Source organism: Gluconacetobacter diazotrophicus PA1 5 (assembly GCF_000021325.1).
Taxonomy (GTDB): Bacteria; Pseudomonadota; Alphaproteobacteria; order Acetobacterales; family Acetobacteraceae; genus Gluconacetobacter; species Gluconacetobacter diazotrophicus.
In genome coordinates, this window is sequence record NC_011365.1 from 1,922,081 (window position 1) to 1,945,000 (window position 22,920).

General features: G+C 60.9%; 19 protein-coding genes, 1 tRNA gene, 2 rRNA genes, 4 pseudogenes and 1 other annotated feature (1 of these 27 running past the window's edge). Of the genes and pseudogenes, 14 read left to right on the top strand and 12 right to left on the bottom strand.

Translation table 11 applies throughout. The features are described 5' to 3' along the window. The first annotated feature begins 8 nt into the window (after positions 1 to 8). Positions 9 to 371, top strand: coding sequence for a cupin domain-containing protein (locus GDIA_RS08740; RefSeq protein WP_012553955.1), 363 nt, complete (start codon positions 9 to 11; stop codon positions 369 to 371). 58 nt (positions 372 to 429) lie between these two features. Here GDIA_RS08740 and GDIA_RS08745 read toward each other — a convergent pair whose 3' ends face one another. The 3 genes from GDIA_RS08745 to GDIA_RS08755 form a co-directional block, all read right to left on the bottom strand. Beyond that, positions 430 to 2,184 carry a relaxase/mobilization nuclease domain-containing protein gene (locus GDIA_RS08745; protein ID WP_012553956.1) on the bottom strand — a complete coding sequence of 585 codons (1,755 nt, stop codon included), beginning with the start codon at positions 2,182 to 2,184 and terminating at the stop codon, positions 430 to 432. A gap of 564 nt (positions 2,185 to 2,748) precedes the next feature. Continuing rightward, complete coding sequence (locus GDIA_RS08750) at positions 2,749 to 3,837, bottom strand: IS110-like element ISGdi15 family transposase (protein ID WP_012222184.1); 1,089 nt, start codon at positions 3,835 to 3,837, stop codon at positions 2,749 to 2,751. Positions 3,838 to 4,515: 678 nt separating this feature from the next. Continuing rightward, entirely contained in the window at positions 4,516 to 4,998 is a 483-nt protein-coding gene (locus GDIA_RS08755) for a DUF2840 domain-containing protein (protein ID WP_012224920.1), read from the bottom strand. An 82-nt stretch (positions 4,999 to 5,080) separates the two neighbouring features. Between GDIA_RS08755 and GDIA_RS08760 the strand changes: the two genes are divergently transcribed. From GDIA_RS08760 to GDIA_RS08770, 3 genes are all read left to right on the top strand, one after another. Then, positions 5,081 to 5,653: a hypothetical protein gene (locus GDIA_RS08760; protein ID WP_041249340.1), complete on the top strand. Its 573-nt coding sequence runs from the start codon at positions 5,081 to 5,083 to the stop codon at positions 5,651 to 5,653. Between the two features lie 1,027 nt (positions 5,654 to 6,680). After that, positions 6,681 to 7,031, top strand: coding sequence for a hypothetical protein (locus GDIA_RS19660; protein WP_231854246.1), 351 nt, complete (start codon positions 6,681 to 6,683; stop codon positions 7,029 to 7,031). Between the two features lie 573 nt (positions 7,032 to 7,604). Beyond that, on the top strand, positions 7,605 to 8,684 hold the full coding sequence (locus tag GDIA_RS08770; RefSeq protein WP_012224911.1) for an IS5 family transposase: 1,080 nt from the start codon (positions 7,605 to 7,607) through the stop codon (positions 8,682 to 8,684). 105 nt (positions 8,685 to 8,789) lie between these two features. Here the strand turns inward: GDIA_RS08770 and GDIA_RS18565 are convergent. Then, positions 8,790 to 8,933: pseudogene (locus GDIA_RS18565) on the bottom strand (transposase); the annotation flags it as partial. Positions 8,934 to 8,970: 37 nt separating this feature from the next. Between GDIA_RS18565 and GDIA_RS08775 the strand changes: the two are divergent. Continuing rightward, entirely contained in the window at positions 8,971 to 9,795 is an 825-nt protein-coding gene (locus tag GDIA_RS08775; RefSeq protein ID WP_012553959.1) for an IS5-like element ISGdi2 family transposase, read from the top strand. A gap of 9 nt (positions 9,796 to 9,804) precedes the next feature. Here the strand turns inward: GDIA_RS08775 and GDIA_RS18570 are convergent. Further along, positions 9,805 to 10,041 (bottom strand): annotated as a pseudogene (locus GDIA_RS18570) (transposase); the annotation flags it as partial. Between the two features lie 118 nt (positions 10,042 to 10,159). Between GDIA_RS18570 and GDIA_RS08780 the strand changes: the two are divergent. Next, on the top strand, positions 10,160 to 11,218 hold the full coding sequence (locus tag GDIA_RS08780; RefSeq protein WP_012222646.1) for an IS481-like element ISGdi10 family transposase: 1,059 nt from the start codon (positions 10,160 to 10,162) through the stop codon (positions 11,216 to 11,218). A gap of 53 nt (positions 11,219 to 11,271) precedes the next feature. Here GDIA_RS08780 and GDIA_RS08785 read toward each other — a convergent pair. Then, positions 11,272 to 11,718: pseudogene (locus GDIA_RS08785) on the bottom strand (IS5-like element ISGdi1 family transposase); the annotation flags it as partial. A 136-nt stretch (positions 11,719 to 11,854) separates the two neighbouring features. On the opposite strand from GDIA_RS08785, the gene GDIA_RS08790 reads away from it, so the two are divergent. Together GDIA_RS08790 and GDIA_RS08800 are read left to right on the top strand one after the other, a co-directional pair. Then, the gene (locus GDIA_RS08790; RefSeq protein WP_012223947.1) at positions 11,855 to 12,412 is read left to right on the top strand and encodes a phosphate-starvation-inducible PsiE family protein; all 558 of its coding nucleotides are present in this window, start codon (positions 11,855 to 11,857) and stop codon (positions 12,410 to 12,412) included. Between the two features lie 381 nt (positions 12,413 to 12,793). Further along, positions 12,794 to 14,022 (top strand): IS3-like element ISGdi14 family transposase gene (locus GDIA_RS08800; RefSeq protein ID WP_157864211.1). Its coding sequence is split into 2 segments (ribosomal slippage): positions 12,794 to 13,082 and positions 13,082 to 14,022, totalling 1,230 coding nucleotides; the frame shifts between segments, so codons are not numbered across the junction. Next, positions 13,075 to 13,189, top strand: a sequence feature (AL1L pseudoknot). It overlaps the preceding gene by 115 nt. A 177-nt stretch (positions 14,023 to 14,199) precedes the next feature. Here GDIA_RS08800 and GDIA_RS08805 read toward each other — a convergent pair. Next, positions 14,200 to 14,682, bottom strand: a complete 483-nt coding sequence (locus tag GDIA_RS08805; RefSeq protein ID WP_012223951.1) for an Hsp20 family protein — start codon at positions 14,680 to 14,682, stop codon at positions 14,200 to 14,202. 322 nt (positions 14,683 to 15,004) lie between these two features. On the opposite strand from GDIA_RS08805, the gene GDIA_RS08815 reads away from it, so the two are divergent. The 6 genes and pseudogenes from GDIA_RS08815 to GDIA_RS08835 all read left to right on the top strand — a co-directional run. Then, on the top strand, positions 15,005 to 15,829 hold the full coding sequence (locus tag GDIA_RS08815; RefSeq protein WP_012553437.1) for an IS5-like element ISGdi2 family transposase: 825 nt from the start codon (positions 15,005 to 15,007) through the stop codon (positions 15,827 to 15,829). A gap of 216 nt (positions 15,830 to 16,045) precedes the next feature. Continuing rightward, positions 16,046 to 16,147 carry a YXWGXW repeat-containing protein gene (locus tag GDIA_RS19895; protein WP_124296136.1) on the top strand — a complete coding sequence of 34 codons (102 nt, stop codon included), beginning with the start codon at positions 16,046 to 16,048 and terminating at the stop codon, positions 16,145 to 16,147. Positions 16,148 to 16,667: 520 nt separating this feature from the next. Further along, positions 16,668 to 16,916 carry a hypothetical protein gene (locus tag GDIA_RS08820; protein ID WP_010511782.1) on the top strand — a complete coding sequence of 83 codons (249 nt, stop codon included), beginning with the start codon at positions 16,668 to 16,670 and terminating at the stop codon, positions 16,914 to 16,916. A 108-nt stretch (positions 16,917 to 17,024) separates the two neighbouring features. Further along, positions 17,025 to 17,288, top strand: a complete 264-nt coding sequence (locus GDIA_RS08825) for a type II toxin-antitoxin system RelB/DinJ family antitoxin (protein WP_010511780.1) — start codon at positions 17,025 to 17,027, stop codon at positions 17,286 to 17,288. Next, a complete protein-coding gene (locus GDIA_RS08830; RefSeq protein ID WP_012223960.1) occupies positions 17,281 to 17,625 on the top strand; it encodes a type II toxin-antitoxin system RelE family toxin in 345 nt (114 codons plus the stop codon). Before GDIA_RS08825 ends, GDIA_RS08830 begins: the two co-directional genes overlap by 8 nt. 32 nt (positions 17,626 to 17,657) lie before the next feature. Next, positions 17,658 to 18,335, top strand: a pseudogene (locus GDIA_RS08835) (recombinase family protein); the annotation flags it as partial. Between the two features lie 52 nt (positions 18,336 to 18,387). Here the strand turns inward: GDIA_RS08835 and GDIA_RS08840 are convergent. From GDIA_RS08840 to GDIA_RS08865, 5 genes are all read right to left on the bottom strand, one after another. Continuing rightward, on the bottom strand, positions 18,388 to 19,584 hold the full coding sequence (locus GDIA_RS08840; protein ID WP_012553962.1) for an IS256-like element ISGdi8 family transposase: 1,197 nt from the start codon (positions 19,582 to 19,584) through the stop codon (positions 18,388 to 18,390). 223 nt (positions 19,585 to 19,807) lie between these two features. Further along, positions 19,808 to 20,925, bottom strand: a protein-coding gene (locus GDIA_RS08845; RefSeq protein WP_157864127.1) for an IS3-like element ISGdi11 family transposase whose coding sequence is annotated in 2 segments (ribosomal slippage) — positions 19,808 to 20,673 and positions 20,673 to 20,925 — 1,119 coding nt in all. Because the reading frame shifts where the segments join, the coding sequence is not laid out codon by codon here. Between the two features lie 225 nt (positions 20,926 to 21,150). Next, positions 21,151 to 21,227, bottom strand: a tRNA-Met gene (locus GDIA_RS08855). Between the two features lie 33 nt (positions 21,228 to 21,260). Beyond that, positions 21,261 to 21,376, bottom strand: a 5S ribosomal RNA gene (gene rrf, locus GDIA_RS08860). A gap of 113 nt (positions 21,377 to 21,489) precedes the next feature. After that, positions 21,490 to 22,920: ribosomal RNA gene (locus GDIA_RS08865) — 23S ribosomal RNA — on the bottom strand (it continues 1,310 nt past the right edge of the window).

Sequence of the window (22,920 nt, forward strand, 5' to 3'; positions counted from 1 at the left end):
ACCTTCTGATGGAAAAGATAAACCTGGCGCAGGCCTTTGCGACATTTTCCGATTACTGGAGCCCCCGCGTGGCGGGTGAGATCAACACCTCCCAAATCAAGCTAGCAAAATTCAAGGGCACGTTCGACTGGCACCATCACGAGCATGAGGATGAATTGTTCCTGGTCGTCTCCGGGATCTTGCGCATGCATTTCCGGGATCGCGACATCGACATCGAAGCCGGCGAATTCATCATCGTGCCACATGGGGTGGAGCATTGCCCCGAGGCCCTCGGCGATGAATGCCATGTTGTCCTCCTGGAGCCGAACACGACCCTCAACACGGGTAATGTGACCAACGACCGGACTGTGCCCACGCTATCCCGGATATAGCTGGGAAAGGGGCGGTCAGTAGTGTTCGGCCATCTTCGCGCATGCCCAATGCGACGACCTACAATCCGAGTCCACGCTTGCGGCCGAGATTCCAGTCGACACTGCCTCCCGGCGACATCGTGCCGCTAACATGGCGGCCGAGCTTCTGCTCCAGCGCCGGACGCCACGGCACGAGCTGGAAGCCCAGCCCGTCATCGACCATCGCGAAGCGGCCGGAGGACAGATCGACCCGCTGGCGATAGACCCCCGAGACGATCTCGCCCTCCCGCGCGGGCCGGTGCTCCAGCCCGGTCTGCGCCGCCAATCTGGCAACCGCCTGATCAAGATCGCGCTGACGCAGGGTGCCGATCAGATCAGGTGCGAACACCACCCGTTCGCCCTGCCGCCGGGCCAGCCCCTCGGACGCCAGATGGTCGATCCGCCGCGCCATCGCCGCGCGGACCTCCGCGCCGAAGCCCGCATTGGCCAGTGCCGGCTCTTTTGCGAGTAACTGGCGATCTAGCCAGGTTGCACCGGGTGCCGTCACCTGCTCGGCCAGCGTGAAGTCCGAGCGCGTCGCCAGTGACAGGCACTGCGTGCCTTTGGCATCCTCCCAACTCCGGGTCTCGACAATCGCACCGGTCCTGGCATCGCCGGTCAACTCCAGATCGGGGAAGCGGACATGATGCGTCCGCCCGTCGGTGCCGGCTATGACCACGTAGCCGGAGCCTTTCAGTTCGTCATCCAGCCCGCGCTCGACCAGCCGGCCAATGACGGGATCGGCCAGCGTCTCGCCGTGGATCGCGAAACCCGCGACATCGGGTTCCACCCCGCCGCCGACCATCGCGCGGTGCATGGTCTTGATGATGTCGCCCCGGATGGAAAGATCGCGCAGCGTCACCTCCAGCCCCGGCTTGAGAGCCCAGCGCGCTACCCCGACTCGTTCGGCCAGGCCAAGCCCTTCCAGCTTGGTCGCCCGGCCAACCAGCAGGCGCCGCAGTTGCGGGTCTTCGGCACCCGCGCCCGGCCGCAGATCGACGATGCCGCCCCCTTGGTCGCTGATGTCCTGCAGCGCGCGATCGAGGCTGGTCCAGCGGTCGGCGCCGATCTCCCTCTCCAGGGCGGTGCGGATGTCCTGTTCGCTGCGCGGGCCCAGCTCCAGCGTCACCCGTTCGGCGGCGCGGTTGTGCATGCCCTGACTTATATAAGCGCGGCTGATCACCAGATCCTTGCCGTCATCGGCCACGCCGCGCACCAGGATGTGGACATGCGGGTTGTCGGTGTTCCAGTGGTCGACCCCGACCCAGTCCAGCTTGGTGCCCAGGTCGCGCTCCATGTCCTGCATCAGTTCACGCGCGAAACCCCGCAGATCCTCCATCCGCGCCGCGTCCTCGGGCGAGACGATGAAGCGGAAATGATGCCGGTCGTCGGAGCAGCGCTCCGCGAAGGCCTTGCTGTCCGCTTCGTCGGAACCGGCATCGAACAGATGGGCCCTGGCGCCGTCGCGGGTCACGCCCTCGCGCCTGAGATAGGCGATGTGCCGGGCGAGCGGCGCCGACCGGAAGCGCGTGCCCTGCTGACGAACAACGCGCGCCTTGACCACGACCCGACGGGCGTTGCCGCGCAGCCGCATGGATAGTGCTGCACGTCGGCCCCGCCCGAAACGGGAACCACCGCCGCCTCCCCTGCCCTTCGCGCCGAACCGGGTGCCGGTATGACCGGCCCTTTTCGCGGCACGCATGACCTCACCGACGAAGGACTTCGGTCGCGCGCCCTGGTTGCCATGCTGGATGCGTCCGGGCCGGACAGTCAGGCTGTCATCGCGCGTCGCCATGGCCCGCTCTCCGCTGCGATGTGCGCCTGACGGCGCCCGGATCGTTGAAAAGATTAGGGAAATTGTCCGAAGAGCCGCAGGCGCTGCATCGTGAGAGGACAAATTCCCCAATCAAACCAACCACATGCGGCCCCGAACGGGCGCTGCTTTTACCTTGCCCTCTTAATCGGGCGGGTTTTTTGGTCAAGTTTTTCATTCTTCGTTTTCCTTTAGCTTCCTTTCACGATCACAGTTCTGCTCCTGGACTGGCATCTCGGCCCTGACTGAGGGTTCGTGGCACGCCGTGCACTCTTCCGCGCTCAGCGACGACTGATATGCCGCCCCATCCGTGGATGGGCGGCCGGCCTTTCGTCGTGGCGCATTTTGCCATCGGATTCACGGGGCAGCATCACAGGCACTCGAGCGGAGTCCCACGAGGCGTTCACCTGCGCGTGCTCCAGGCAAGATATCGTGCTTCCCGTCGTCCTCGACTGCACCCTTCCCCATCCGCCTTGGCGGATCTCCCTGTTCAGAACGCCGCGGTCATCCCGACACGCGGCGGAACATTCCTTTGCAGCTGGACACTCACGCGAGCGCCCGCGGCAATTTGCGGTTCTTGCAAGCGATATGACGGGCCCGCTCTTCGGGATCGACGGCCGGACCGCCGTCATAGACCGTTCCGTCGAGCCACATGGCATGCATGATCACGGCCATCTTGCGCGCCACGGCGACCGCCGCCTTGCGATGGCAGGACCGTTTCGCCAGTTCCAGGCCCCAGGTCCGCAGCTTGTCGCGCCCCTTGAAACGCGTCAGCAGGACCGACGCCGCTTCATAGAGGGACCGCCGCACCTCCGGATCGCCGGCCTTGCTGATGCGTCCCTGCACATCGATGCTGGTACCCGACTGCCAGCGCCGCGACGTCAGGCCGAAATACGCCGCGACGTCGCGCGAGCGCCGGAAGCGCGACGGATCGTCGATCGCCGTCATCACGCCAAGCGCGGTCACCGGCCCCACCCCCGGAATGGCCATGAACCGCCGGCACACCTCGTCACCCGCGACGATCCGCACCACCAGCTTGTGCAGCCGGGTATATTCTTCCCAGAGCACGGCCTTCGCCCGCAGCATCGCCTCCATGAGATCGCGGGTCAGCGCGTCCTGCGCCACGGCCTCGCGAACGGCGGTGTCGAAGCGCGCCCGCGAGACCGTGCCCAGGCGGATACCGAACGCCTTGAGCGAATGGCGGATCGTATTCTCGAGATCCATGAATTTGCGCTTGAGCGTGCTGCGCTGGGTCAGGATCAGACGCAGCCGATAGCTTGCTTCGCTCTTGATATGGGCCGTCCGGAACCAGCCGGTGCGCACGATATGCGCGATCCCCAGCGCGTCCGCCTTGTCGGTCTTGTTGCGCTGCGCCGACATCGCCGCCCGCACGTGTTTCGTCTCCAGGCAGACCGCCGGCAGGCCCAGCGCCAGCATCTCCGGATGCAGCCAGGGCGACAGGGAACCTGCCTCGTGACCCATACGGCGCAGGCGCGGCAGGAACGGCTTCACGGCATCCCTGAGCGCAGCCGGGTCCGTGGCCACCGTCGTTTCCAGATGCACGGTGCCCTGCTCGTCCACCACACAGACCGCCGTTTCGTCGATCGACACATCGAGACCGCAAAAGAATTCCATCGCACGCCTCCCGCGCTGCTGTTTCACCGCGGCAACTCTACCTTCTTTCCGGCCCGGGAGACCGCCAATCGACGACGACCGCTCAGGCCCGATTACGGCTGGCACTCTCACGTTTTTTCCTCTTTCCGTCCTCTGAATTCGGCTTTTCCGAATCTGATGCCCACTCCCAGCCTGACCGGGGGGACTGGTAAAGCCTGCCACAGATTGCCTCTCGACACCACGCGAACGGAACGTCGAAAGGCTGCGCCGCGACCTGTCTTCCGTGTGTCTTATGACGTGCCGTGAACACGTCAAAATCATGCGCCGGACGCGATCGGAATCGACATCCGCGCATGACTGGGGACCGTCAAACTGGCGACACTTCCGGCGACGATGACCAATCGGTCAGCCTGCGTTCGTCGCGCATCCGGGCCGCCCGTTCAGCGCATGCGGATGGTGTTCAGGACGCGGGAAAACTCGTGTCACTGAACGCCGGGGTCGTTCATCGGAATGGCATCTGAAACACGCCCGAAGTTGACAAAAATGCACGCGGCGGCGCACCCGACGCCTTCCGCTCGCGGCGCGAAGCGCCGCGTTGTCCCGGCACAAAACGAACGCGACAGGAGGATGGAAAAGCTGGCCGGAAAGAGAAGAAGGAGCACGGCGAAAACCTCAGTCGGCCAGACGCGGGCAGAACGGTCACTGCAACGCGCGACGACGCAGCCATGCCCGATGCCGTGCTTTGGTATAGGCGTCGGGCTGTTGCCGTGCCTCCAGCCGATGATGCACATGCCGCCAGTAGTCGGGACTGACCTCTGTCGGGTCGATGTCCTGCGCCTCGACCGCGTCGATCGCTTCCAGCACACGCTGGACGCGCGGCCATGAACTCTGGTGCAGCAATACCTCGCCACCCGGCTGCACGTACGGGACGGTCTGGTAGTCTTCGCCGGAGCCGACCGTGCGCACGATGTCAATGTGCGATTCAACCGTGCCATACTCGTTGGCGGCCCAGCGAACGAAGGCGAACACGCTGCCGGGGGCGAAACTGAGCACGCGCCGCTGACGGTCGAGGATCGTGTCCGCGACCGGTCGCCCGAAGCGCAGCCAGCGTTCCACCTGCATCTCGATCCACGTCAGTTCGACCGTCGTGAGCAGCACCGGAAGGTCTCTAGATATCACCATTTAACTCCTTGCGGGCTAATTCTTGGCGCTCCATATTTTCCGCGTCGTCCGACACTGCTTAACAGACACGGAGGATTCCAAAATGCATTTTTCTCGTATGATTCAGGCCGGCACCTTTGTTGCTACACTGGCCTGCGGCGCGGCTGCCCTGCCTGCGCAGGCTCAGGATACGTTGCGCGTCGTTGATGCACGGGGACACCAGGTCGGTATCCTGGTCCCGGTCCCGGGCATCGCAACGACAGCGGAAATGCCTGATATCGACATGTTCGAGGCCGTTGATCGCATGATGGCACGCAATATGGCTCTCATGGAGGCGGTCGATCGGACATTGGGCTCGCGGCTGGACGGCGTCCTGCGCGCCGTTCCGGCTGTTGGTCATGACCTCCCGAAACAGAGCATGTCCTGGCAGCGTTTCGAGGCGGTCAGCACCGGTGGACCCAGCGCCTGTACGCAGACGATCACGATCACATCAAACGGTCAGGCGGCGCCAATCGTTCATGTGTCACGCACCGGAAGCAAGTCCTGTGCGACGCTCCCCGCGCCGATGGCAGTTGACGATCCCGGAGGTCAAAAGACTGGTTCCACGGCTCTGACGCCCGCCGTCGAGACGCGGACGGAAGTCCCGACAAACGGACGCGCTGGAAGCGCTCTCTAAAACAGGTGGTGGCCGGAAAACCCCGGGCCACCATCATAGAAGGAAAATATATTGATTTTCCGCGATCATCGCCATGATGGTTAACGAATATCAACAAAACCCCTGTAATTTCCGTCCGCAACACCGCCACAAAAATAAATACAAATATAAATAATAAAATTATTCATGAAAAAGAATCTGCATTTCGTGCCCCCTTGACGAGGCAAGCATCTCTTCCAATCTTGCTTTCGCCGGACGCCATCGGGTCCGGCATAGGCTCTGTGAGCCAGACAACTGGAGTCCATGTTGCTTTAATCGGAGGATGTGGATGTCGACACTGAAAGGACTTTATTCCCGCTATCGCCGCTCCCTGCGCACAGCCGCCCGGAGATGGCGCAACCGACTGGAGGGAGGCGTATCATGGTAACGCGCCCCCTTTTCGGAGACGATCCGCTCGCTCCGCGTGTCCTCTCCGTGCTCCGCCGCCTCGGTCATGACGGACGTGGCGTGACGCTGACGTCTCTGGTGGCCCATACCGGTATACCGGGGATCAGACTTCGCTCCACGCTGGAACGCCTGGTCCAGGCGGGCGCGGTCGCCCCTGCCGGGTGTGATCCCCTGGCTTCTGATCTCGCGTTCCGTCTCTCCGTGCGGGCGAGAGCCGCACCGCCAGTTCCGGTCGCGGCGTAAGGCACTGACAGCGCCGGGTAGATCAGAAACGCCTTCTCCGAGCGGAAACGCCGTCTTTTCTGGAACGACCGCAGGAATGAGAGGGTGGAGCGGGGCCTTCCATCGGAGGCCCCGCGTCTCTGAAGGTGAGGTCGAAAGCAGAGAGAACAGGGAGATGTCGAGTTTTATCCATTTTCTCAACCTGAAGGCGCTTCAGGACTATTGGAATAACCATTCCCCCGTGCCCCGTTCACGGGGGACAATGCGGCCAGTTTGGTCGCATTCCGCGGGAAAGACGGAGCGAGCGGAACAGACGGCCAAGCAACCTCGGCGCCTTCGGCATAGGGAGAGACCACACGTCGCTGTCGGTCTCGTCCTCATGCTGCTGGTCGGAATGGCCTCGCCGGCATCGGCTCATGCGCCGCATGATGTGCTGTCGTGCGAGACAGAAAAGCAGCCGGTAAACATCCCATCCATGCCACTGGCCCGCGCCATCGAGATATTAGGCCGCCAGTCAGGGTGCCCGATCCTTGTCGACCCGATCCTTATGGACGGCCGGACCTCCGCAGCCGTCAAGGGCGCCTATATACCTCAGGCCGCCCTCCTGCATCTGTTCGGGTCCGTGCATGTCGACGTCACCGCCACTGTTTCGGGCTTGAGCGTCAGCCCTCTGGATGCGACGGCTCTGACATCGGGCGACACGCGCGCCGGCCTGAGGACTGCATCATGACTCTTCACACGGACAGGCCGAACAGAATTATGTCGCTTCCGAGCGTTCAGATCGGTACAGAGCTGGCGGTCCTGCTGGCCGACTATCTCGACGACCAGGAAAAAACCAGGGATATGACGGCCTCATGCGTCGGGCGGCCGACCACCGGATTTACGATCGGGTTTCTCGCTGGAGAACCGCGTCAGACCCGGAAGCGACGACCGTCGCCGTGGTCCGAAAATTCCTGCCTGTCGCCGACCGCACGCACATGGCCAAGGCCTTGGGCTGGTCGTTGGGAGACCACGAAAACCAGCTGACATCGGCCTTGCCAAAGGCCGTGCGAGATCATGCCAAAATATTGTCCTGTCGTCTGCCACGCTGGCACCGGCTCTGACCCGGATGTGCGCCGGAAGGGCCACGAGCCCTTCCGGAGACTGATTCAATCCGCATGGGGGTTCGCATCCACATCCGAAGGATCAAGCGGTTCGACCAGTCCTTCCTTGTCCGGATCAATTGGAGGGTTCGAAAAACCCTCTGGTTCTGGTCCTATCTGTGTGATTCCATCTGTCCTGCGTTGATTGAGGATGATGGAAGATGAAGCAGCCGGGATTTTTTGACGTTGAAGAGCGGCTTGCCCGGTTAAGCGGGCTTGGCGATCAGCTCGAAGCATTTTCCCGGACTGTAGATTTTGAAGCGTTCCGTCCTGATCTGGAGAAGGCTCTGGCCTATTCAGATGGAAGCAAAGGCGGGCGACCGCCATTTGATCCGTTGCTAATGTTCAAGATCCTGGTCATCCAGACGCTCAACAATTTGTCTGATGAGCGCACGGAGTATCTGATCAACGACCGCCTGTCCTTCATGCGCTTCCTTGAGCTGGGGCTTTCAGATCGAGTTCCGGATGCCAAAACAATCTGGCTGTTCCGTGAACGCCTGACCCAGGCGGGAGCGATCGAGGGTCTGTTCAATCGCTTTGATACAATGCTGCGGCACGCAGGCTATCTGCCGATGTCGGGCCAGATCCTGGATGCCACACTGGTGGCTGCTCCAAAGCAGCGCAATACCAACGCCGAGAAAGCCGACCTCCGGGCAGGCCGTATTCCCGAAAACTGGCAGTACAAGCCGTCAAAGCTGTCGCACAAGGATCGTCATGCGCGCTGGACACTGAAGTTTACGAAGGCGAAGCGTCAGGATGACGGAACAACCCCCACAACGGATCTCGCTATCCCGTTCTTTGGCTATAAATCGCATGTTTCCATCGATCGGAAATACCGGTTCATCCGGAAATGGAAAACAACGCATGCCGCCGCCAATGATGGCGCGCGATTGAGAGAGGGGCTGCTGGATAAAACCAATACGGCCTCAAACGTCTGGGCTGACACAGCCTATCGCTCAAAAGCCAACGAAGACTTCATGGAAAAGCAGGTCTTTGTCTCAAAGGTTCACAGGAAGAAGCCGCATCTCAAACCCATGCCCCGCCATATCCAGCGGTCCAATGCAGGAAAGTCCGTGATCCGGTCCCGTGTCGAGCATGTCTTTGCCGATCAGAAGTCGCAGACGGGACTGTTCATCCGAACTGTCGGTATCACCCGGTCCACCATGAGGATCGGGCTGGCCAATATCGTCTACAATATGCGCCGCTTTCTCTTCCTGCAGAAGATCAGCGCGAGCGCGTAGTCATCCAGAGGGGTACAGCCCCGATCTGCTCAAAACGCAGAGCAGAGAGCATCGCAAAAACCGTCAATCAAATCGACAAAACCCAGAAATCACGGGACACGTACATCAATCAACGGTTCTTCGATCCCTCCATGTCCATGCGGTTGAGGAAGCAATGGATTGTTCCCAGTCTTTGGCGAGCCGCCTGCACCGTCCCAGCCATGCGAATGTCCGTTCAACCACCCAGCGGCGCGGCAGGATCTGAGAGCCTGTTTGGAAAGTCGCTGAAGTGTGATTCAAGCTCTGGATGTGGACGCCAGAGCAGAGAGGCCGCATGGCCAGGATTACCCGCAAGACGAAGCGTTATCCGTCTGATATGACGGAGGAGGAATGGGCGCGCATCGCGCCACTGATGCCCGAGCCGGGACGCACGGGGCGTCCGCGCGAGATCGAATTCCGCGAGGTGATCAACGCGGTTCGTTACCTGGTTCGATCCGGCTGCGACTGGCGAATGCTGCCGATCCATTTCGGGCATTGGCGTACGGTCTATGGTTGGTTCAGGGAATTGGCCCGGCGGTTCCTGTTCCAGACCATTCATGATGTGGAACTGATGCTTGACCGGGAGCGCTCGGGCCGTGAAGCCAGCCCTTCGGCCGGAGTGATCGACAGCCAGAGCATCAAGGCGCCGCACGCGAAAACAAGAGGTTACGACGCTGGAAAGAAGATTGTCGGGCGCAAGCGGCATATCGCCGTGGATACGGACGGACGCCTGCTGATGGTCAACCTGACGCCGGCGGACATCTCCGACAGCGCCGGAGCGCAGATGATCCTGGACGCGATCCGCAAGCGCTGGCCGTGGGTCAAGCATCTATTCGCGGACGGTGCCTATGACCGGCTCCAGTTGATGGACAAGGCTGCCTACCTGGACTTCGTCGTCGAGGTGATCCGTCGCAGGGACGGAGCGAAAGGCTTTGAAGTTCTCCCCCGGCGCTGGGTCGTGGAGCGAACCTTCGGATGGATGACCCGATGGCGACGCCTCGTGCGCGATTACGAGCGTCGCATCGATGTCTCACAGGCCATGATCTTCGTCGCCATGGGCGCCAATCTCACCCGAAGAAACGCTCATCCATGACTTTCCAAACAGGCTCTGAAAGCCCTTCGCCGTATCGGACCGCCTGATGATTTCAAGGGTCCATTTTCCCATGGAGGCGAGCGCGGATCGCAATTTGTCGCCAGCATAGCCGCCATCAGCGAAGATGTGGCGCAGCCAGGGAAAGCGCCTGCGTATCGCTGCCAGGACATCAACAGCCCCATCACGGTCCTGGATGTCGGCGGCATGAACGAGGAGAAAGATCAGGAAGCCGCAGGTATCCGTCACATGTAGAAGTCTCGACTAAATCTGACGGATGGTGTCTGCTGAAGCTCAACCAGGGCTGCGGCGGGGGCGGAGTGGCCGGGCGACGCAGCCCCCGCCGCAGCCATCGGAGGATATCCTCATGACCCGTGACCAGAAGATCATCCGCGCCAAAGTTGGCCTGCTGGAACTATCGAAGCAACTGGGCAACGTCTCCCAGGCCTGCAAGATGATGGGGTATTCGCGCGACAGCTTCTACCGCTTCAAGGAGCTCTACGACAAAGGCGGCGAAATCGCGCTCCAGGAACTCTCCCGCCGCAAACCCTTGCTGAAAAACCGCGTCGAGCCGGCGGTTGAGGAAGCAGTGGTCGCGATCGCCATCGAACAACCGGCCTGGGGCCAGGCCCGCGTGGCCAACGAACTGCTCAAGCGCGGCGTCACCGTCTCTCCTTTCGGGGTGCGCAGCATCTGGCTGCGCCACGACCTCGCTACCATGAAGCTCCGCCTCAAGGCGCTCGAAGCCAAGATGGCCCAGGAACGGCTGATCCTCACCGAAAGCCAGCTTGCGGCCCTGGAGAAGGCCAAGGCCGACAAGGAGGCCTGGGGCGAGTTCGAGACCGAATGTCCCGGCTATTGCGGCGCCCAGGATACCTTCTATGTCGGCACCCTGAAGGGCGTCGGTCGCGTCTACCAGCAGACCTTCGTCGATACCTACAGCAAGGTCGGCTTCGCCAAGCTCTATGACCGCAAGACCCCGGTTACCGCTGCCGACCTGCTCAACGACCGCGTCATCCCCTTCTTCGAGCTGCACGATCTCCCGCTCCAGCGCGTGCTGACCGACCGGGGCACCGAATTCTGCGGCTCTCATGACCGCCATGAATACGAACTCTATCTGGCGGTGGAGAACATCGACCATACCCGCACCAAGGCGCGCAGCCCGCAGACCAACGGCATCGTCGAGCGCTTCCACAAGACCATGCTCGACGAGTTCTATCGTGTCACTTTTCGCCGCAAGATCTACGACAGCATCCACGAACTCCAGGCAGACCTCGACGAATGGATGGATGACTTCAACCGCAATCGCACCCACCAGGGACGATACTGCTTCGGCAAAACCCCGATGCAAACCTTCCTTGACGCAGCCCACCACGCCCGCGAAAAAGATATCGGGCGCCACGTCGAACACCACATGAACGCGTAGCATCCACGCCGGCCACTTCAAGCCGTCCGTCAGATTAAGTGCAAACTTCTACACGTCACAATATGGCGCTTGCGGCCCTTGACCTTCTTCCCCGCGTCATAGCCCGAAAGCCCGCCACTTTCCGTGGTTTTCACCGACTGGCTGTCAATCACGCCCGCGCTCGGAGAGGCTTCACGCCCCTCGATCTCGCGCAGGCTCATGACCAGCACCGTATTCATGACTTCGAACACTCCGGCACCACGCCAGGCGTAAAAATAGCGCCTGACGGTCGAGACCGGCGGAAAGCATTTCGGCAGCAGGCGCCACGCACACCCGGCCGAGGCTATGTAGAGCATCGCGTTGACCACCTCGCGCATATCCGTAGTGCGGGGGCGACCGCCCCGTTTCGCCGGGGGTACAAATGGCATGATCAAAGCCCACTCCCCGTCCGTCATATCCGATGGATATCGCAACCCTTCCCGGCTATGTTCACGTCGGGCAATACCAGTCCATGTCACCATTCACTCCATCTCTTCGCAAAGACGGATGAATCACAACAGGCTGGTATTGTTCAAAAACTTTCGGATCGGGCTCTAAAAGAAAAACCAGCCCCAGGGCGTGGGAACTATAACGCAATTAATAGATCGGAAAACGGCTATGGAAGACCTCTCCATGAAACGTTCCTGGCAGAGCAGGGACTGGTCCCGCTTCATCAAGCTGTTCAGGGGCCTGACATTCTACGAGCGTTTTGAACAGGCGATCATTCTGACCCTGATTGCGCTCATCATGCTGGTCACCGCCATCGCGACGATTCATCTGATCGGCGCGGTATGGCATCTGGTCGTCGATGTCGGAATCGATCCGATCAACCAGACGATCTTCCAGGCGATTTTTGGCGCAATCTTTACTGTTATCATCGCCCTTGAGTTCAAACACTCCCTGCTGGTCGTTCTTGCCCAGCATGAGAACGTCATCCGGGTGCGGACCATCGTCCTGATCGCCCTCCTGGCGATTGCCCGCAAATTCATCCTGCTGGATCTGCATGACGTGACTGCCATGGAACTATTCGCTCTCTCGGCGGCTGTTCTGGCGCTGGGCGTCGTCTACTGGCTGGTCCGCGAGCAGGATGCGCGTGTCGCGCGCGATGCCAGGGAACAGGCGCATCTCGAAGATAATCCTGCGGCCCGCTGTGAGCCTGAACGGTCTTCATCCTGAAGAATCGAGGTAAAGGCGGTCTATAACACCGCCTTTACTCAAATCCCCATTACGTCCCGTGCGATGAGGACGTCTTCTTCGCCGTCTGTGACCCTGACTGTGCCAGATGATCTGTGTCGATGGGCCGGAACGGCGGAATGGGTTGTCCGGGATAATAGACCGGCCCCTTGTAGTTCTGATCCAACTGGCTTGCGTTCAAGCTGTCAACCAGCATATCACCCGTACCGTCTTCGTAATGAGTGCGAGCCCCGGTTTTGGGGATTGTGGACGTTCCCTCAGTCGCCCTCGCATCGAACGATGTTGCAGCCGTCCGGACAATATCACCAGCATGTGAAGCGTCCCGGGTTTCGCGGAGGCTCCTATCTGTGAGAAGGAGCTATGATGAACACGATGAGCCAGAGATTTTCGCCTGAGGTCCGTGAGCGTGCGGTCCGTATGGTTGGGGAGCATCGGGCCGATTACGGGTCGGAATGGGCTGCGATGACATCGATTGCTGCCAAGATCGGTTGCACGGCGGAGACCTTGCGCCGCTGGTGCCGCGATGAGGCCAGGCGGCGAGCGGGACCGGCGGGGCAAGCTGGTGACGAACGCGTTCGGCTCAAGGAACTTGAGCGCGAGGTCAAGGAGTTGCGCCGCGCCAACGAGATCCTGCGCAAGGCATCGGCGTATTTTGCGATGGCGGAGCTCGACCGCCGCGGGAAATGATGATGGCGTTCATCGACGCCCATCGCGAGGACTTGGGTATCGAGCCGATCTGCCGCGAACTGGCGATTGCCCCATCCTCCTATCACGAACATGCTGTCCGTCTGGCGGACCCCGCCAGGCGGCCTGCGCGTGCCCGGCGCGACGACGAACTGAAGGACGAGATCAAGCGGGTATATGACGCCAGTTCAAAGCTCTACGGGACGCGCAAAGTCTGGCATCAGATGCGCCGTGAAGGCATTGAGGTGGCCAAATGCACCGTGGAACGCCTGATGCGTGCCATGGGCCTAGCCGGCATTCGGCGAGGGAAGAGGACGGTCACGACCATCAGCAATCCCAAGGCTCCGTGCCCGCTGGACAAGGTGAACCGCGCATTCCGCGTGAGCCGGCCGAATGCCCTGTGGGTGGTCGATTTCACCTACGTCCACACATGGGCCGGCTTCGTCTATGTCGCCTTCGTGATCGACGCCTATGCCCGGCGCATCGTCGGCTGGAAGGTCAGCACGTCAGCCACCGCCGGCTTCGTGCTGGACGCCCTGGAGCAGGCGATCCATGCCCGCAGGCCCGGACCCGAGGATGGCTTGATCCACCATAGTGACAGGGGCGTCCAATACCTCGCCATGAATTACACCCAGCGCCTGGCCGAGGCCGATCTGGTACCCTCGGTCGGCAGCGTCGGGGACTCCTATGACAATGCCCTGGCCGAGGCCATCAACGGCCTCTACAAGGCCGAGGTCATCTGGCGGCAGCCTTCCTGGCCGACCGTATCGGCCGTGGAAATGGCAACATTGCGCTGGGTCGATTGGTTCAATAACCATCGCCTCTTTGGCCCCATCGGCTATATCCCACCCGCCGAGGCCGAAGCCAACTACTATGCAGCCCTCGAGATCATCGATATGGCTGCGTGACTCAAACCAAATGGCCTCCGGGAAACCCGGGACGCTTCAATGTGCGCCCGACTGGCTCAGTAGAGACAAGCCCAGAGCAGCGCACGACAGAGATATTTTCGTCCTCTTCACGCTCAGGACCTTTCGAGATTCTCCCCCGGCCGGATGAATGGCCGGGGGAGAGTTTTCGTCACGCCATCAGGCTGCCTCTTTCCGAGCCTCGATCTGGGGCACGGCTTCCTCCGCACGTGTTGCAGAGGACGTAATCGCGATACGACGCGGCTTCATCGCTTCGGGTATCTCACGTTTCAGGGTAATGGACAGAAGTCCGTTCTCGAAGTGCGCATCGGTGACTTTCATATGCTCGGCCAGATCGAAGCGGCGTTCGAATTCTCTGCCCGCAATACCCCGATGGAGATATTCGGCGGCGCTTTGCGGCTCTTGCGCCTTTCGTCCCGTCACGACAAGAGTATTACGCTCCTGTGTGATCGTAAGGTCATTCTCGGCAAGTCCGGCAACCGCCATGTCGATCCGGTAATCATCCTCACCGGTCTTGACGATATCGTAAGGCGGCCAGTTATCGACCGTCGGAATCCGGCTGGCGAGATCAAGGGCATTGAGCATTCTGTCAAAACCCACGCTCGAACGGAACAGGGGAGCAAAATCAACGGTGGCTCTCATAGCCATATCCTCCTTTGAGCAACATGGACACAAGATCAAAACTGATAGTTCTGTCTGCCGACCCCTTCGGCGGCCGGCAAATTCAATCTGGGAACTCCGTGCATGGTGTCAAGAGGCATCAAAAATGCAGAAAGGCTGGTTTGGGCGTCCTCTATCGTTCGCGTTTTCATTGCCTGCGCGTCTTCGCGAGTGAGACGGACCCATGCCCGTTTCACGGGCATCGTGCTATAAAGCATCATCGCGTGTTCAGAGTGGACCAGGACAATGCCTGATAGCGTCAGAGCCTGTTTGGAAAGTCGCTGAAGTGTGATTCAAGCTCTGGATGTGGACGCCAGAGCAGAGAGGCCGCATGGCCAGGATTACCCGCAAGACGAAGCGTTATCCGTCTGATATGACGGAGGAGGAATGGGCGCGCATCGCGCCACTGATGCCCGAGCCGGGACGCACGGGGCGTCCGCGCGAGATCGAATTCCGCGAGGTGATCAACGCGGTTCGTTACCTGGTTCGATCCGGCTGCGGCTGGCGAATGCTGCCGATCCATTTCGGGCATTGGCGTACGGTCTATGGTTGGTTCAGGGAATTGGCCCGGCGGTTCCTGTTCCAGACCATTCATGATGTGGAACTGATGCTTGACCGGGAGCGCTCGGGCCGTGAAGCCAGCCCTTCGGCCGGAGTGATCGACAGCCAGAGCATCAAGGCGCCGCACGCGAAAACAAGAGGTTACGACGCTGGAAAGAAGATTGTCGGGCGCAAGCGGCATATCGCCGTGGATACGGACGGACGCCTGCTGATGGTCAACCTGACGCCGGCGGACATCTCCGACAGCGCCGGAGCGCAGATGATCCTGGACGCGATCCGCAAGCGCTGGCCGTGGGTCAAGCATCTATTCGCGGACGGTGCCTATGACCGGCTCCAGTTGATGGACAAGGCTGCCTACCTGGACTTCGTCGTCGAGGTGATCCGTCGCAGGGACGGAGCGAAAGGCTTTGAGGTTCTCCCCCGGCGCTGGGTCGTGGAGCGAACCTTCGGATGGATGACCCGATGGCGACGCCTCGTGCGCGATTACGAGCGTCGCATCGATGTCTCACAGGCCATGATCTTCGTCGCCATGGGCGCCAATCTCACCCGAAGAAACGCTCATCCATGACTTTCCAAACAGGCTCTCAGATGGAAGTTGCGGGCCGCGGCTTTCGCCGCGACCATGCTGAGTGCCGCTCCGGCGGAGGCCAGGCCGTGGATTTATGCTGGACCTCCAGTTGTCGTTCCACCACCAGTCGTGGTCGCGCCGCCACCTCCGCCTGTCGTGATTGCACCGCCTCCCCTCACGATCATTCGCCCCCCACCACCGGTGCCACCCTACGAAATGGTGCCATTGCCACGCCGAGGCTATGTCTGGGAGCCGGGCCGCTGGTTCTGGACTCCGCGCGGCTACATCTGGCGGAGAGGCTGGTGGCGGCGCTGGTGAACTCTGCCGTCTATGATGCCGCGAAGACCCGTTGAACTCTTGCATGCTTTCCGTGATAAAGAGCCTCGCGTAACGGAGGGGAACCTCTACCAACGCGAGCAACCACATCGCGTGCAAGTTGGGCCACGCCCAGCACGGCGCTCGGCTCACCTGGTCTCCAGGCGGCGTTTTGGGGCAGAAAAACCAAGGGGCTTACCTGCCCCGTCACGATCCGGCCCGATGGCAAAAGCAGGTGTAGCAACGCTGTGAATTATGCGGCGCTCAACTGACGATTCCGTGCTTCTGACGCCTCACCTCATTCACAAAACCCTCAGAATAATTAATAGTTATTCATCATATCACCGAATGTTCTGCTTTTGTCGTCCGCCGGATTACGCCCGGATACGCCAGAGTACGCACACGCCGACAATTGCCGACACCAGTACTATTGTCCCACCTCAGAAGTACAATGTGATCGCCTTGAAGTATTCGTTTTTTATGCCCCATGATCTGGTTCTCTCCAGACGGAAAGGGCAGGACGATGACGGACAAGGATCGCACGGCGACGACTGGGCCGATCGCGCCGGCCAATGATAACAACCCATCGGGAACCTCATCCGATCCGGCGATGAAAGCGCGGATGGACGAACTGGTATTCATCCTCGCCAGGATGTTGGGACGCCAGATCGCCCGCGAGGAATTCGAACGGCGGCTGGGTGAGATTGACACCGCCAACGACAACGATCCGTCGGGCCGCAGTACGGCAAGTCGGGAGGAACCGGATGAATGATGCCCGTCCTATCCATGGGACCATTTCAGGGAGGCCGGTATCACCCACTTTTGCGCTTCCTCCATTCGCACAAATGTATTACGTTTGTCATGCAATCAGGAGGAAGCCATGTCCGCCGTGACGTTCCGTGTCGATGACGCCCTCAAATCCGCCGCTGTCGCCAAACTCTCCGCGCACGGCCTGTCTCTCTCCGACGTCCTGCGCGATACCCTGGCCTATATCGCCGAGACCGGCCAGCCACCGGTCAAGCGGCGGCTTGTGACCGACGAAGATGCAAGGCTGATCGAAATCGTCCGAGAACGCCTCGCCGATCCCGCCCCCCGCCACCGCATGACGCTGGCGGAACTCAAGGCGCGCCATCCGGATGACTGAATACGCGATCGAATTCGATGATCGCGCACTTCGGGAATGGGACGGGCTTGACGGCAGCATTCGCAGGAAGTTCGAGAAAAAGCTCGAAAAACTGGTTCTGAACCCGCATTCTCCCGGTAACGAACTGCACGGCGATCTCGCGGGATTCTACAAGATCAAGCTGCGGCAGGACGGCTATCGCCTTGTCTATCAGGTCGTGGAACAGCGGATCGTCATCTTCGTCATCGCGGTCGGACGCCGCGAGGACAACGAAATCTACACGGCGGCAACCGGGCGCATCCCGGAGACGCCAGCCGATCGGACACGTCAGCCCAGCAGCAGAAGCCGCAAGAGGTAAACCTTACAAAACCACCTGTCGGGAGATTCACCATGACCCGCGTTGCTCTCTATGCCCGCTATTCCTCGGACAACCAGCGGGCGGCTTCGATCGAGGACCAGTTCCGCCTCTGTGAAGAACGCGCCGCGCGCGAGGGCTGGCAGGTGGTGGAGTATTACCGCGACGCGGCGATCTCCGGGGCCAGCATGATCCTGCGTCCCTGCATCCAGACCCTGCTGCGCGACGCCCAGGCCGCGCAGTTCGACGTCGTGCTGGCCGAAGCCCTGGACCGCGTGTCCCGCGACCAGGCCGACGTCGCTACCCTGTTCAAGCGTCTCCAGTTCGCGGGCGTTACCATCGTCACCCTGGCCGAGGGCGAGATCAGCGAGCTTCACGTCGGCCTCAAGGGCACCATGAACGCCCTGTTCCTCAAGGATCTGGCGATGAAGACTCATCGCGGCCTGCGCGGCCGGGTCGAGGCGGGCAAGTCCGGCGGCGGCCTGTGCTACGGCTATCGCGTCGTCCGGCAGTTCGACGCAAAGGGCGAACAGATCCGGGGCGAGCGCGAGATCGATCCCGCGCAGGCGGAGATCGTCCGCCGCATCTTCCGTGAGTTCGCGTCGGGGCGCAGCGCGCTTGCTATCGCCAGCCGCCTGAACGACGAAGGCGTCCCCAGCCCCACGGGCGGTAAGTGGAACAACACCACCCTGCGGGGCAACGCCCTGCGCGGCTGTGTCCCGAGGTGTGGTGTAGGAGCACCGTTCCTCGAAGGGTTCGAGGTTATCAGGCGGCCACGGCGGGCAGGCTGATTGTGGGATTATGGCTGATGGCGGCCAGTCCTTCCAGCGTCATGTAACGTCGGCAGACCGCCCACTCGTCGTTCTGTTCGAGCATCAGCGCGCCGACGAGGCGGATAATGGCGGCATCGTTGGGGAAAATGCCGATGACGTCGCAGCGACGCTTGATCTCCCTGTTCACCCGCTCGATCGGGTTCGTCGACGAGATTTGCGTCCAATGCTCCCGAGGAAAGCCCATGTAGGCAAGCACGTCCACTTCCGTCCGCTTCATGAATTCGGCCAGCTTCGGAAAGCCTTCGCGCAGCTTGTCGGTGACGTGCCGCCATTGGCGTGACGCATCCTCGGCGGTTTCCTGCGTGAAGATCGTGCGCAACAGGGCCGAGATGGCAGGACGCTGCTTCGCATGGGCATGGGCGAGCGCATTGCGCAGCCAGTGCACCCGGCAGCGTTGCAGGGTCGCATTGAACACGCGACCGGCCGCGGCCCGCAGTCCGGCATGCGCGTCGGCCACCACCAACTTCACGCCGCGCAGGCCGCGATCGGCCAGGGAGCGCAGGAAATCCGTCCAGAACGCTTCCGCTTCGGACGGTCCCGTCGCCACGCCGAGCACCTCACGACGGCCGTCCGTATTTACGCCCACGGCGATTATCACGGCAATCGAGACAATCCGGCCACCCTGGCGCAGTTTCAGATAGGTGGCGTCGATCCAGAGATACGGCCATTCGCCCTCGATCGGCCGAGACAGGAAGCTGTTGACCCGTTCGTCGATCTCGCCCACCAGACGACTGACCTGGCTTTTGGAGATGCCCCCGGCGCCCATCGCGCGGACGAGATCATCGACCGATCGCGTGGAAATACCCTGGACGTAGGCTTCCTGGATGACCGCCAGCAGTGCCTTTTCCGCCGTTTTCCGCGGCTCCAGGAAGGTCGGGAAATAGCTGCCCTTGCGTAGCTTCGGGATCGCAAGCTCCACCGTGCCCGCCCGGGTGTCCCAGTTCCGAGCGCGGTAGCCGTTGCGTTGGGTCGAGCGGGAGGCCGAACGCGCGCCAAGCGGCGCACCGGTCCCGGCCTCAACCTCCATCTCCATCATCCGATCGGCAGCGAACGCCAGCATCTCACGAACAAAATCGCCATCCGACGCTTGCTCCACAAGCTCCAGCAGCGCCATCTTCTCGTCGGTCATCGTCAGGTCCTTCAGGTTCAGTTCGCACCCGAACCCTATCAAAGACCGGCGATGGCCGCCTCAGCAGCCAGACTCGCTCCTACACCACACCTCGGGACACAGCCCAATCCCAACAGCAAGCGGCCCCTGACCTTGCCCCCTGAAATGCCCTCGCATTGAAGTAAGGTCTGTCCACTGGAGACAGACGATGAAGAAAGCGCGTGACCCTGCCCCGAACGTGCCCTCAGTTTTGAGTTAGGGTCTGTGTATTGTTGTATGCCTTGGTGGCGTGTTGAGCGAAAGCCTCTGGCGTCATGCCATTGAGGCTGGTGTGAGGCCTGACGGCGTTGTAGTCGGCCCGCCAGTCCTCGATGACCGTCCGAGCGTGGGCGATGTTACGGAACAGATGCTCATTGAGGCATTCGTCGCGGAACCGGCCGTTGAAGCTCTCGACGAACCCGTTCTGCTGCGGCTTGCCCGGTGCGATATAGTGCCACAGCACCGATCGCTTCTGCTGCCAGGCCAGGATCGCGTTCGATGTCATCTCGGTGCCATTGTCGCTAACGATCATCAGCGGCCAGCCGCGATGCTCGCCGATCCGGTCGAGTTCACGACCGAGGCGTTCGCCTGATAACGAGGTGTCCGCCACCAGCGCCAGACATTCGCGCGTGTAGTCGTCGACCACCGTCAGCACCCGGAAGCGCCGTCCGTTGTTCAATGCATCCGAGACGAAATCCAGGCTCCAGCGCTGGTTCGGCCCGTCGGGCAGCATCATCGGCGAGCGCGTGCCCAGCGCCCGTTTCCGGCCGCCACGCTTGCGGACCGACAGCCCCTCTTCGCGATACAGCCGGAACAGCTTCTTGTGGTTCATCGTCATTCCTTCCCGGCCGAGCAGGATATGCAGTCGCCGGTAGCCAAATCGCCGTCGCTCCCCAGCCAGTTCGCGCAGCCGCCCGCGCGCTGCGGCATCATCCGGGCGGCGTGACGCATAGCGCCAGGTCTTCGGGTCCATGCCGATCAGCCGGCAGGCCCGTCGCTGCGAATACTCTTTCTCCCGGATCGCCCAGGTCACGGCTTCCCGCCGCAAACCGGGCGTCACGAGTTTTTTGCCAGTAGTTCCTTCAGCGTCGAGACGTCCATCACGCTCTCCGCCAGAAGCCGCTTCAGCTTCGCGTTCTCTTCTTCAAGAGCCTTGAGGCGCCGCGCTTCCGACACCTCCATCCCGCCGTATTTCGACCGCCAGGTGTAGAAGGTCGCGTCACTGATCCCGTGCTTGCGGCACAGATCCGCAGCCGTAGCGCCCGCCTGATGCTCTTTCAGGACCCCGATAATCTGGTCCTGCGTAAATCGCGCTTTCTTCATCGTCTGTCTCCAGTGGACAGACCTTACTTCAATGCGAGGGCATTTCAGGGGGCAAGGTCACCGTAGAACTGGACATTTATCGCAATTGGTTGCGGGTTAAGCGGCCCCGCTTTGAACCTGCGAAATTAGGTCATTGATTTTGGTTGGTATTTATTTTCATCCCGCCATGCAGCCAAACAAAAACCCCGCCAACCGATTGGTTTAGCGGGGTTTTTGTATTTTGTATGGTTGCGGGGGCAGGATTTGAACCTGCGGCCTTCAGGTTATGAGCCTGACGAGCTACCGGGCTGCTCCACCCCGCGCTGGTGTGTGTGTTGTGTAGGGTGGACTGGAAGACCTGGCGGCGACCGACTTTCCCGCGTCTTGAGACGCAGTATCATAGGCGCTGGGGCATTTCACGGCCGAGTTCGGGATGGGATCGGGTGGGTCTATCCCCGCCATGGCCACCAGGTCGTCCAGTCCACCCTGTGGGGTGTTATTGGGCGTGTGAGGTTGGTGCGGTGAGAGGTGAGTGTGTTGTGTGGATGATTGCTGTGCATGTGTGTTGCCTGCTGGGCAGGCGGTGTGAGTGAGCCTGTTGGGCGATTAGGACCAGTTAGCTGCACGCATTGCTGCGCTTTCACATCTGGCCTATCGACGTGATGGTCTATCACGGCCCTCGGGGAGACCTGGTTTTGAGGTGGGTTTCTCGCTTAGATGCTTTCAGCGATTATCCCGTCCAGACTTAGCTACCCGGCTGTGCCGCTGGCGCGACAACCGGTGCACCAGAGGTCTGTTCATCCCGGTCCTCTCGTACTAGGGACAAATCCTCTCAAGTCTCCAACACCCACGGCAGATAGGGACCGAACTGTCTCACGACGTTCTAAACCCAGCTCACGTACCACTTTAATCGGCGAACAGCCGAACCCTTGGGACCTGCTCCAGCCCCAGGATGTGATGAGCCGACATCGAGGTGCCAAACCTCCCCGTCGATGTGGACTCTTGGGGGAGATCAGCCTGTTATCCCTAGAGTACCTTTTATCCGTTGAGCGATGGCCCTTCCACGCGGGACCACCGGATCACTATGGCCGACTTTCGTCTCTGATCGAGCTGTCACTCTCACAGTCAGGCGGGCTTATGCCATTGCACTCAACAGTCGATGTCCGACCGACCTGAGCCCACCATCGCGCGCCTCCGTTACACTTTGGGAGGCGACCGCCCCAGTCAAACTGCCCACCATGCAGGGTCCCGGACCAGGCTTACTGGTCTCGGTTAGACATCAGAAACAGTCAGGGTGGTATTTCAAGGATGGCTCCACCGGAACTGGCGCCCCGGGTTCAAAGCCTCCCACCTATCCTACACAGAATGTCTCTGATGCCACTGCAAAGCTGCAGTAAAGGTTCATAGGGTCTTTCCGTCTGACCGCGGGTACCCCGCATCTTCACGGGGAATTCAATTTCGCTGAGCCGATGCTGGAGACAGCGGGGAAGTCGTTACGCCATTCGTGCAGGTCGGAACTTACCCGACAAGGAATTTCGCTACCTTAGGACCGTTATAGTTACGGCCGCCGTTTACCGGGGCTTCAATTCAGTGCTTGCACACCTCCTCTTAACCTTCCGGCACCGGGCAGGCGTCAGGCCGTATACGTCGTCTCTCGACTTCGCACAGCCCTGTGTTTTTACTAAACAGTCGCTACCCCCTGGTCTGTGCCACCCACCGATGGTTGCCCAACGATGGGTCTCGCTTATCCCGAAGTTACGCGAGTAATTTGCCTAGTTCCTTCAGCATCGTTCTCTCAAGCGCCTTGGTATGCTCTACCAGTCCACCTGTGTCGGTTTCGGGTACGGTCTATATGCCAGAGCTATTTCCTGGAATGCGCCAAAAGCCGGATCAATCCGTTAAGACCCGACAACATATTGCATTCGTCACTTCTGGCAGGCCCGGGAATATTCACCCGGTTTCCATCGACTACGGCTTTCGCCCTCGCCTTAGGGGCCGGCTCACCCTGCGCGGATT

Excerpts from the sequence above, each read along its gene's own strand:
- GDIA_RS08760 (WP_041249340.1), top strand. The coding sequence starts at position 5,081 with ATGCATTTTTCTCGTATGATTCAGGCCGGCACCTTTGTTGCTACACTG.
- GDIA_RS08815 (WP_012553437.1), top strand. The coding sequence starts at position 15,005 with ATGTGGACGCCAGAGCAGAGAGGCCGCATGGCCAGGATTACCCGCAAG.
- GDIA_RS19895 (WP_124296136.1), top strand. The coding sequence starts at position 16,046 with ATGGTGCCATTGCCACGCCGAGGCTATGTCTGGGAGCCGGGCCGCTGG.
- GDIA_RS08830 (WP_012223960.1), top strand. The coding sequence starts at position 17,281 with ATGACTGAATACGCGATCGAATTCGATGATCGCGCACTTCGGGAATGG.
- GDIA_RS08780 (WP_012222646.1), top strand. The coding sequence starts at position 10,160 with ATGACCCGTGACCAGAAGATCATCCGCGCCAAAGTTGGCCTGCTGGAA.
- GDIA_RS08755 (WP_012224920.1), bottom strand. The coding sequence starts at position 4,998 with ATGGTGATATCTAGAGACCTTCCGGTGCTGCTCACGACGGTCGAACTG.
- GDIA_RS08825 (WP_010511780.1), top strand. The coding sequence starts at position 17,025 with ATGTCCGCCGTGACGTTCCGTGTCGATGACGCCCTCAAATCCGCCGCT.
- GDIA_RS19660 (WP_231854246.1), top strand. The coding sequence starts at position 6,681 with ATGCTGCTGGTCGGAATGGCCTCGCCGGCATCGGCTCATGCGCCGCAT.
- GDIA_RS08740 (WP_012553955.1), top strand. The coding sequence starts at position 9 with ATGGAAAAGATAAACCTGGCGCAGGCCTTTGCGACATTTTCCGATTAC.
- GDIA_RS08775 (WP_012553959.1), top strand. The coding sequence starts at position 8,971 with ATGTGGACGCCAGAGCAGAGAGGCCGCATGGCCAGGATTACCCGCAAG.
- GDIA_RS08770 (WP_012224911.1), top strand. The coding sequence starts at position 7,605 with ATGAAGCAGCCGGGATTTTTTGACGTTGAAGAGCGGCTTGCCCGGTTA.
- GDIA_RS08805 (WP_012223951.1), bottom strand. The coding sequence starts at position 14,682 with ATGAGAGCCACCGTTGATTTTGCTCCCCTGTTCCGTTCGAGCGTGGGT.
- GDIA_RS08750 (WP_012222184.1), bottom strand. The coding sequence starts at position 3,837 with ATGGAATTCTTTTGCGGTCTCGATGTGTCGATCGACGAAACGGCGGTC.
- GDIA_RS08840 (WP_012553962.1), bottom strand. The coding sequence starts at position 19,584 with ATGACCGACGAGAAGATGGCGCTGCTGGAGCTTGTGGAGCAAGCGTCG.
- GDIA_RS08790 (WP_012223947.1), top strand. The coding sequence starts at position 11,855 with ATGGAAGACCTCTCCATGAAACGTTCCTGGCAGAGCAGGGACTGGTCC.
- GDIA_RS08745 (WP_012553956.1), bottom strand. The coding sequence starts at position 2,184 with ATGGCGACGCGCGATGACAGCCTGACTGTCCGGCCCGGACGCATCCAG.
- GDIA_RS08820 (WP_010511782.1), top strand. The coding sequence starts at position 16,668 with ATGACGGACAAGGATCGCACGGCGACGACTGGGCCGATCGCGCCGGCC.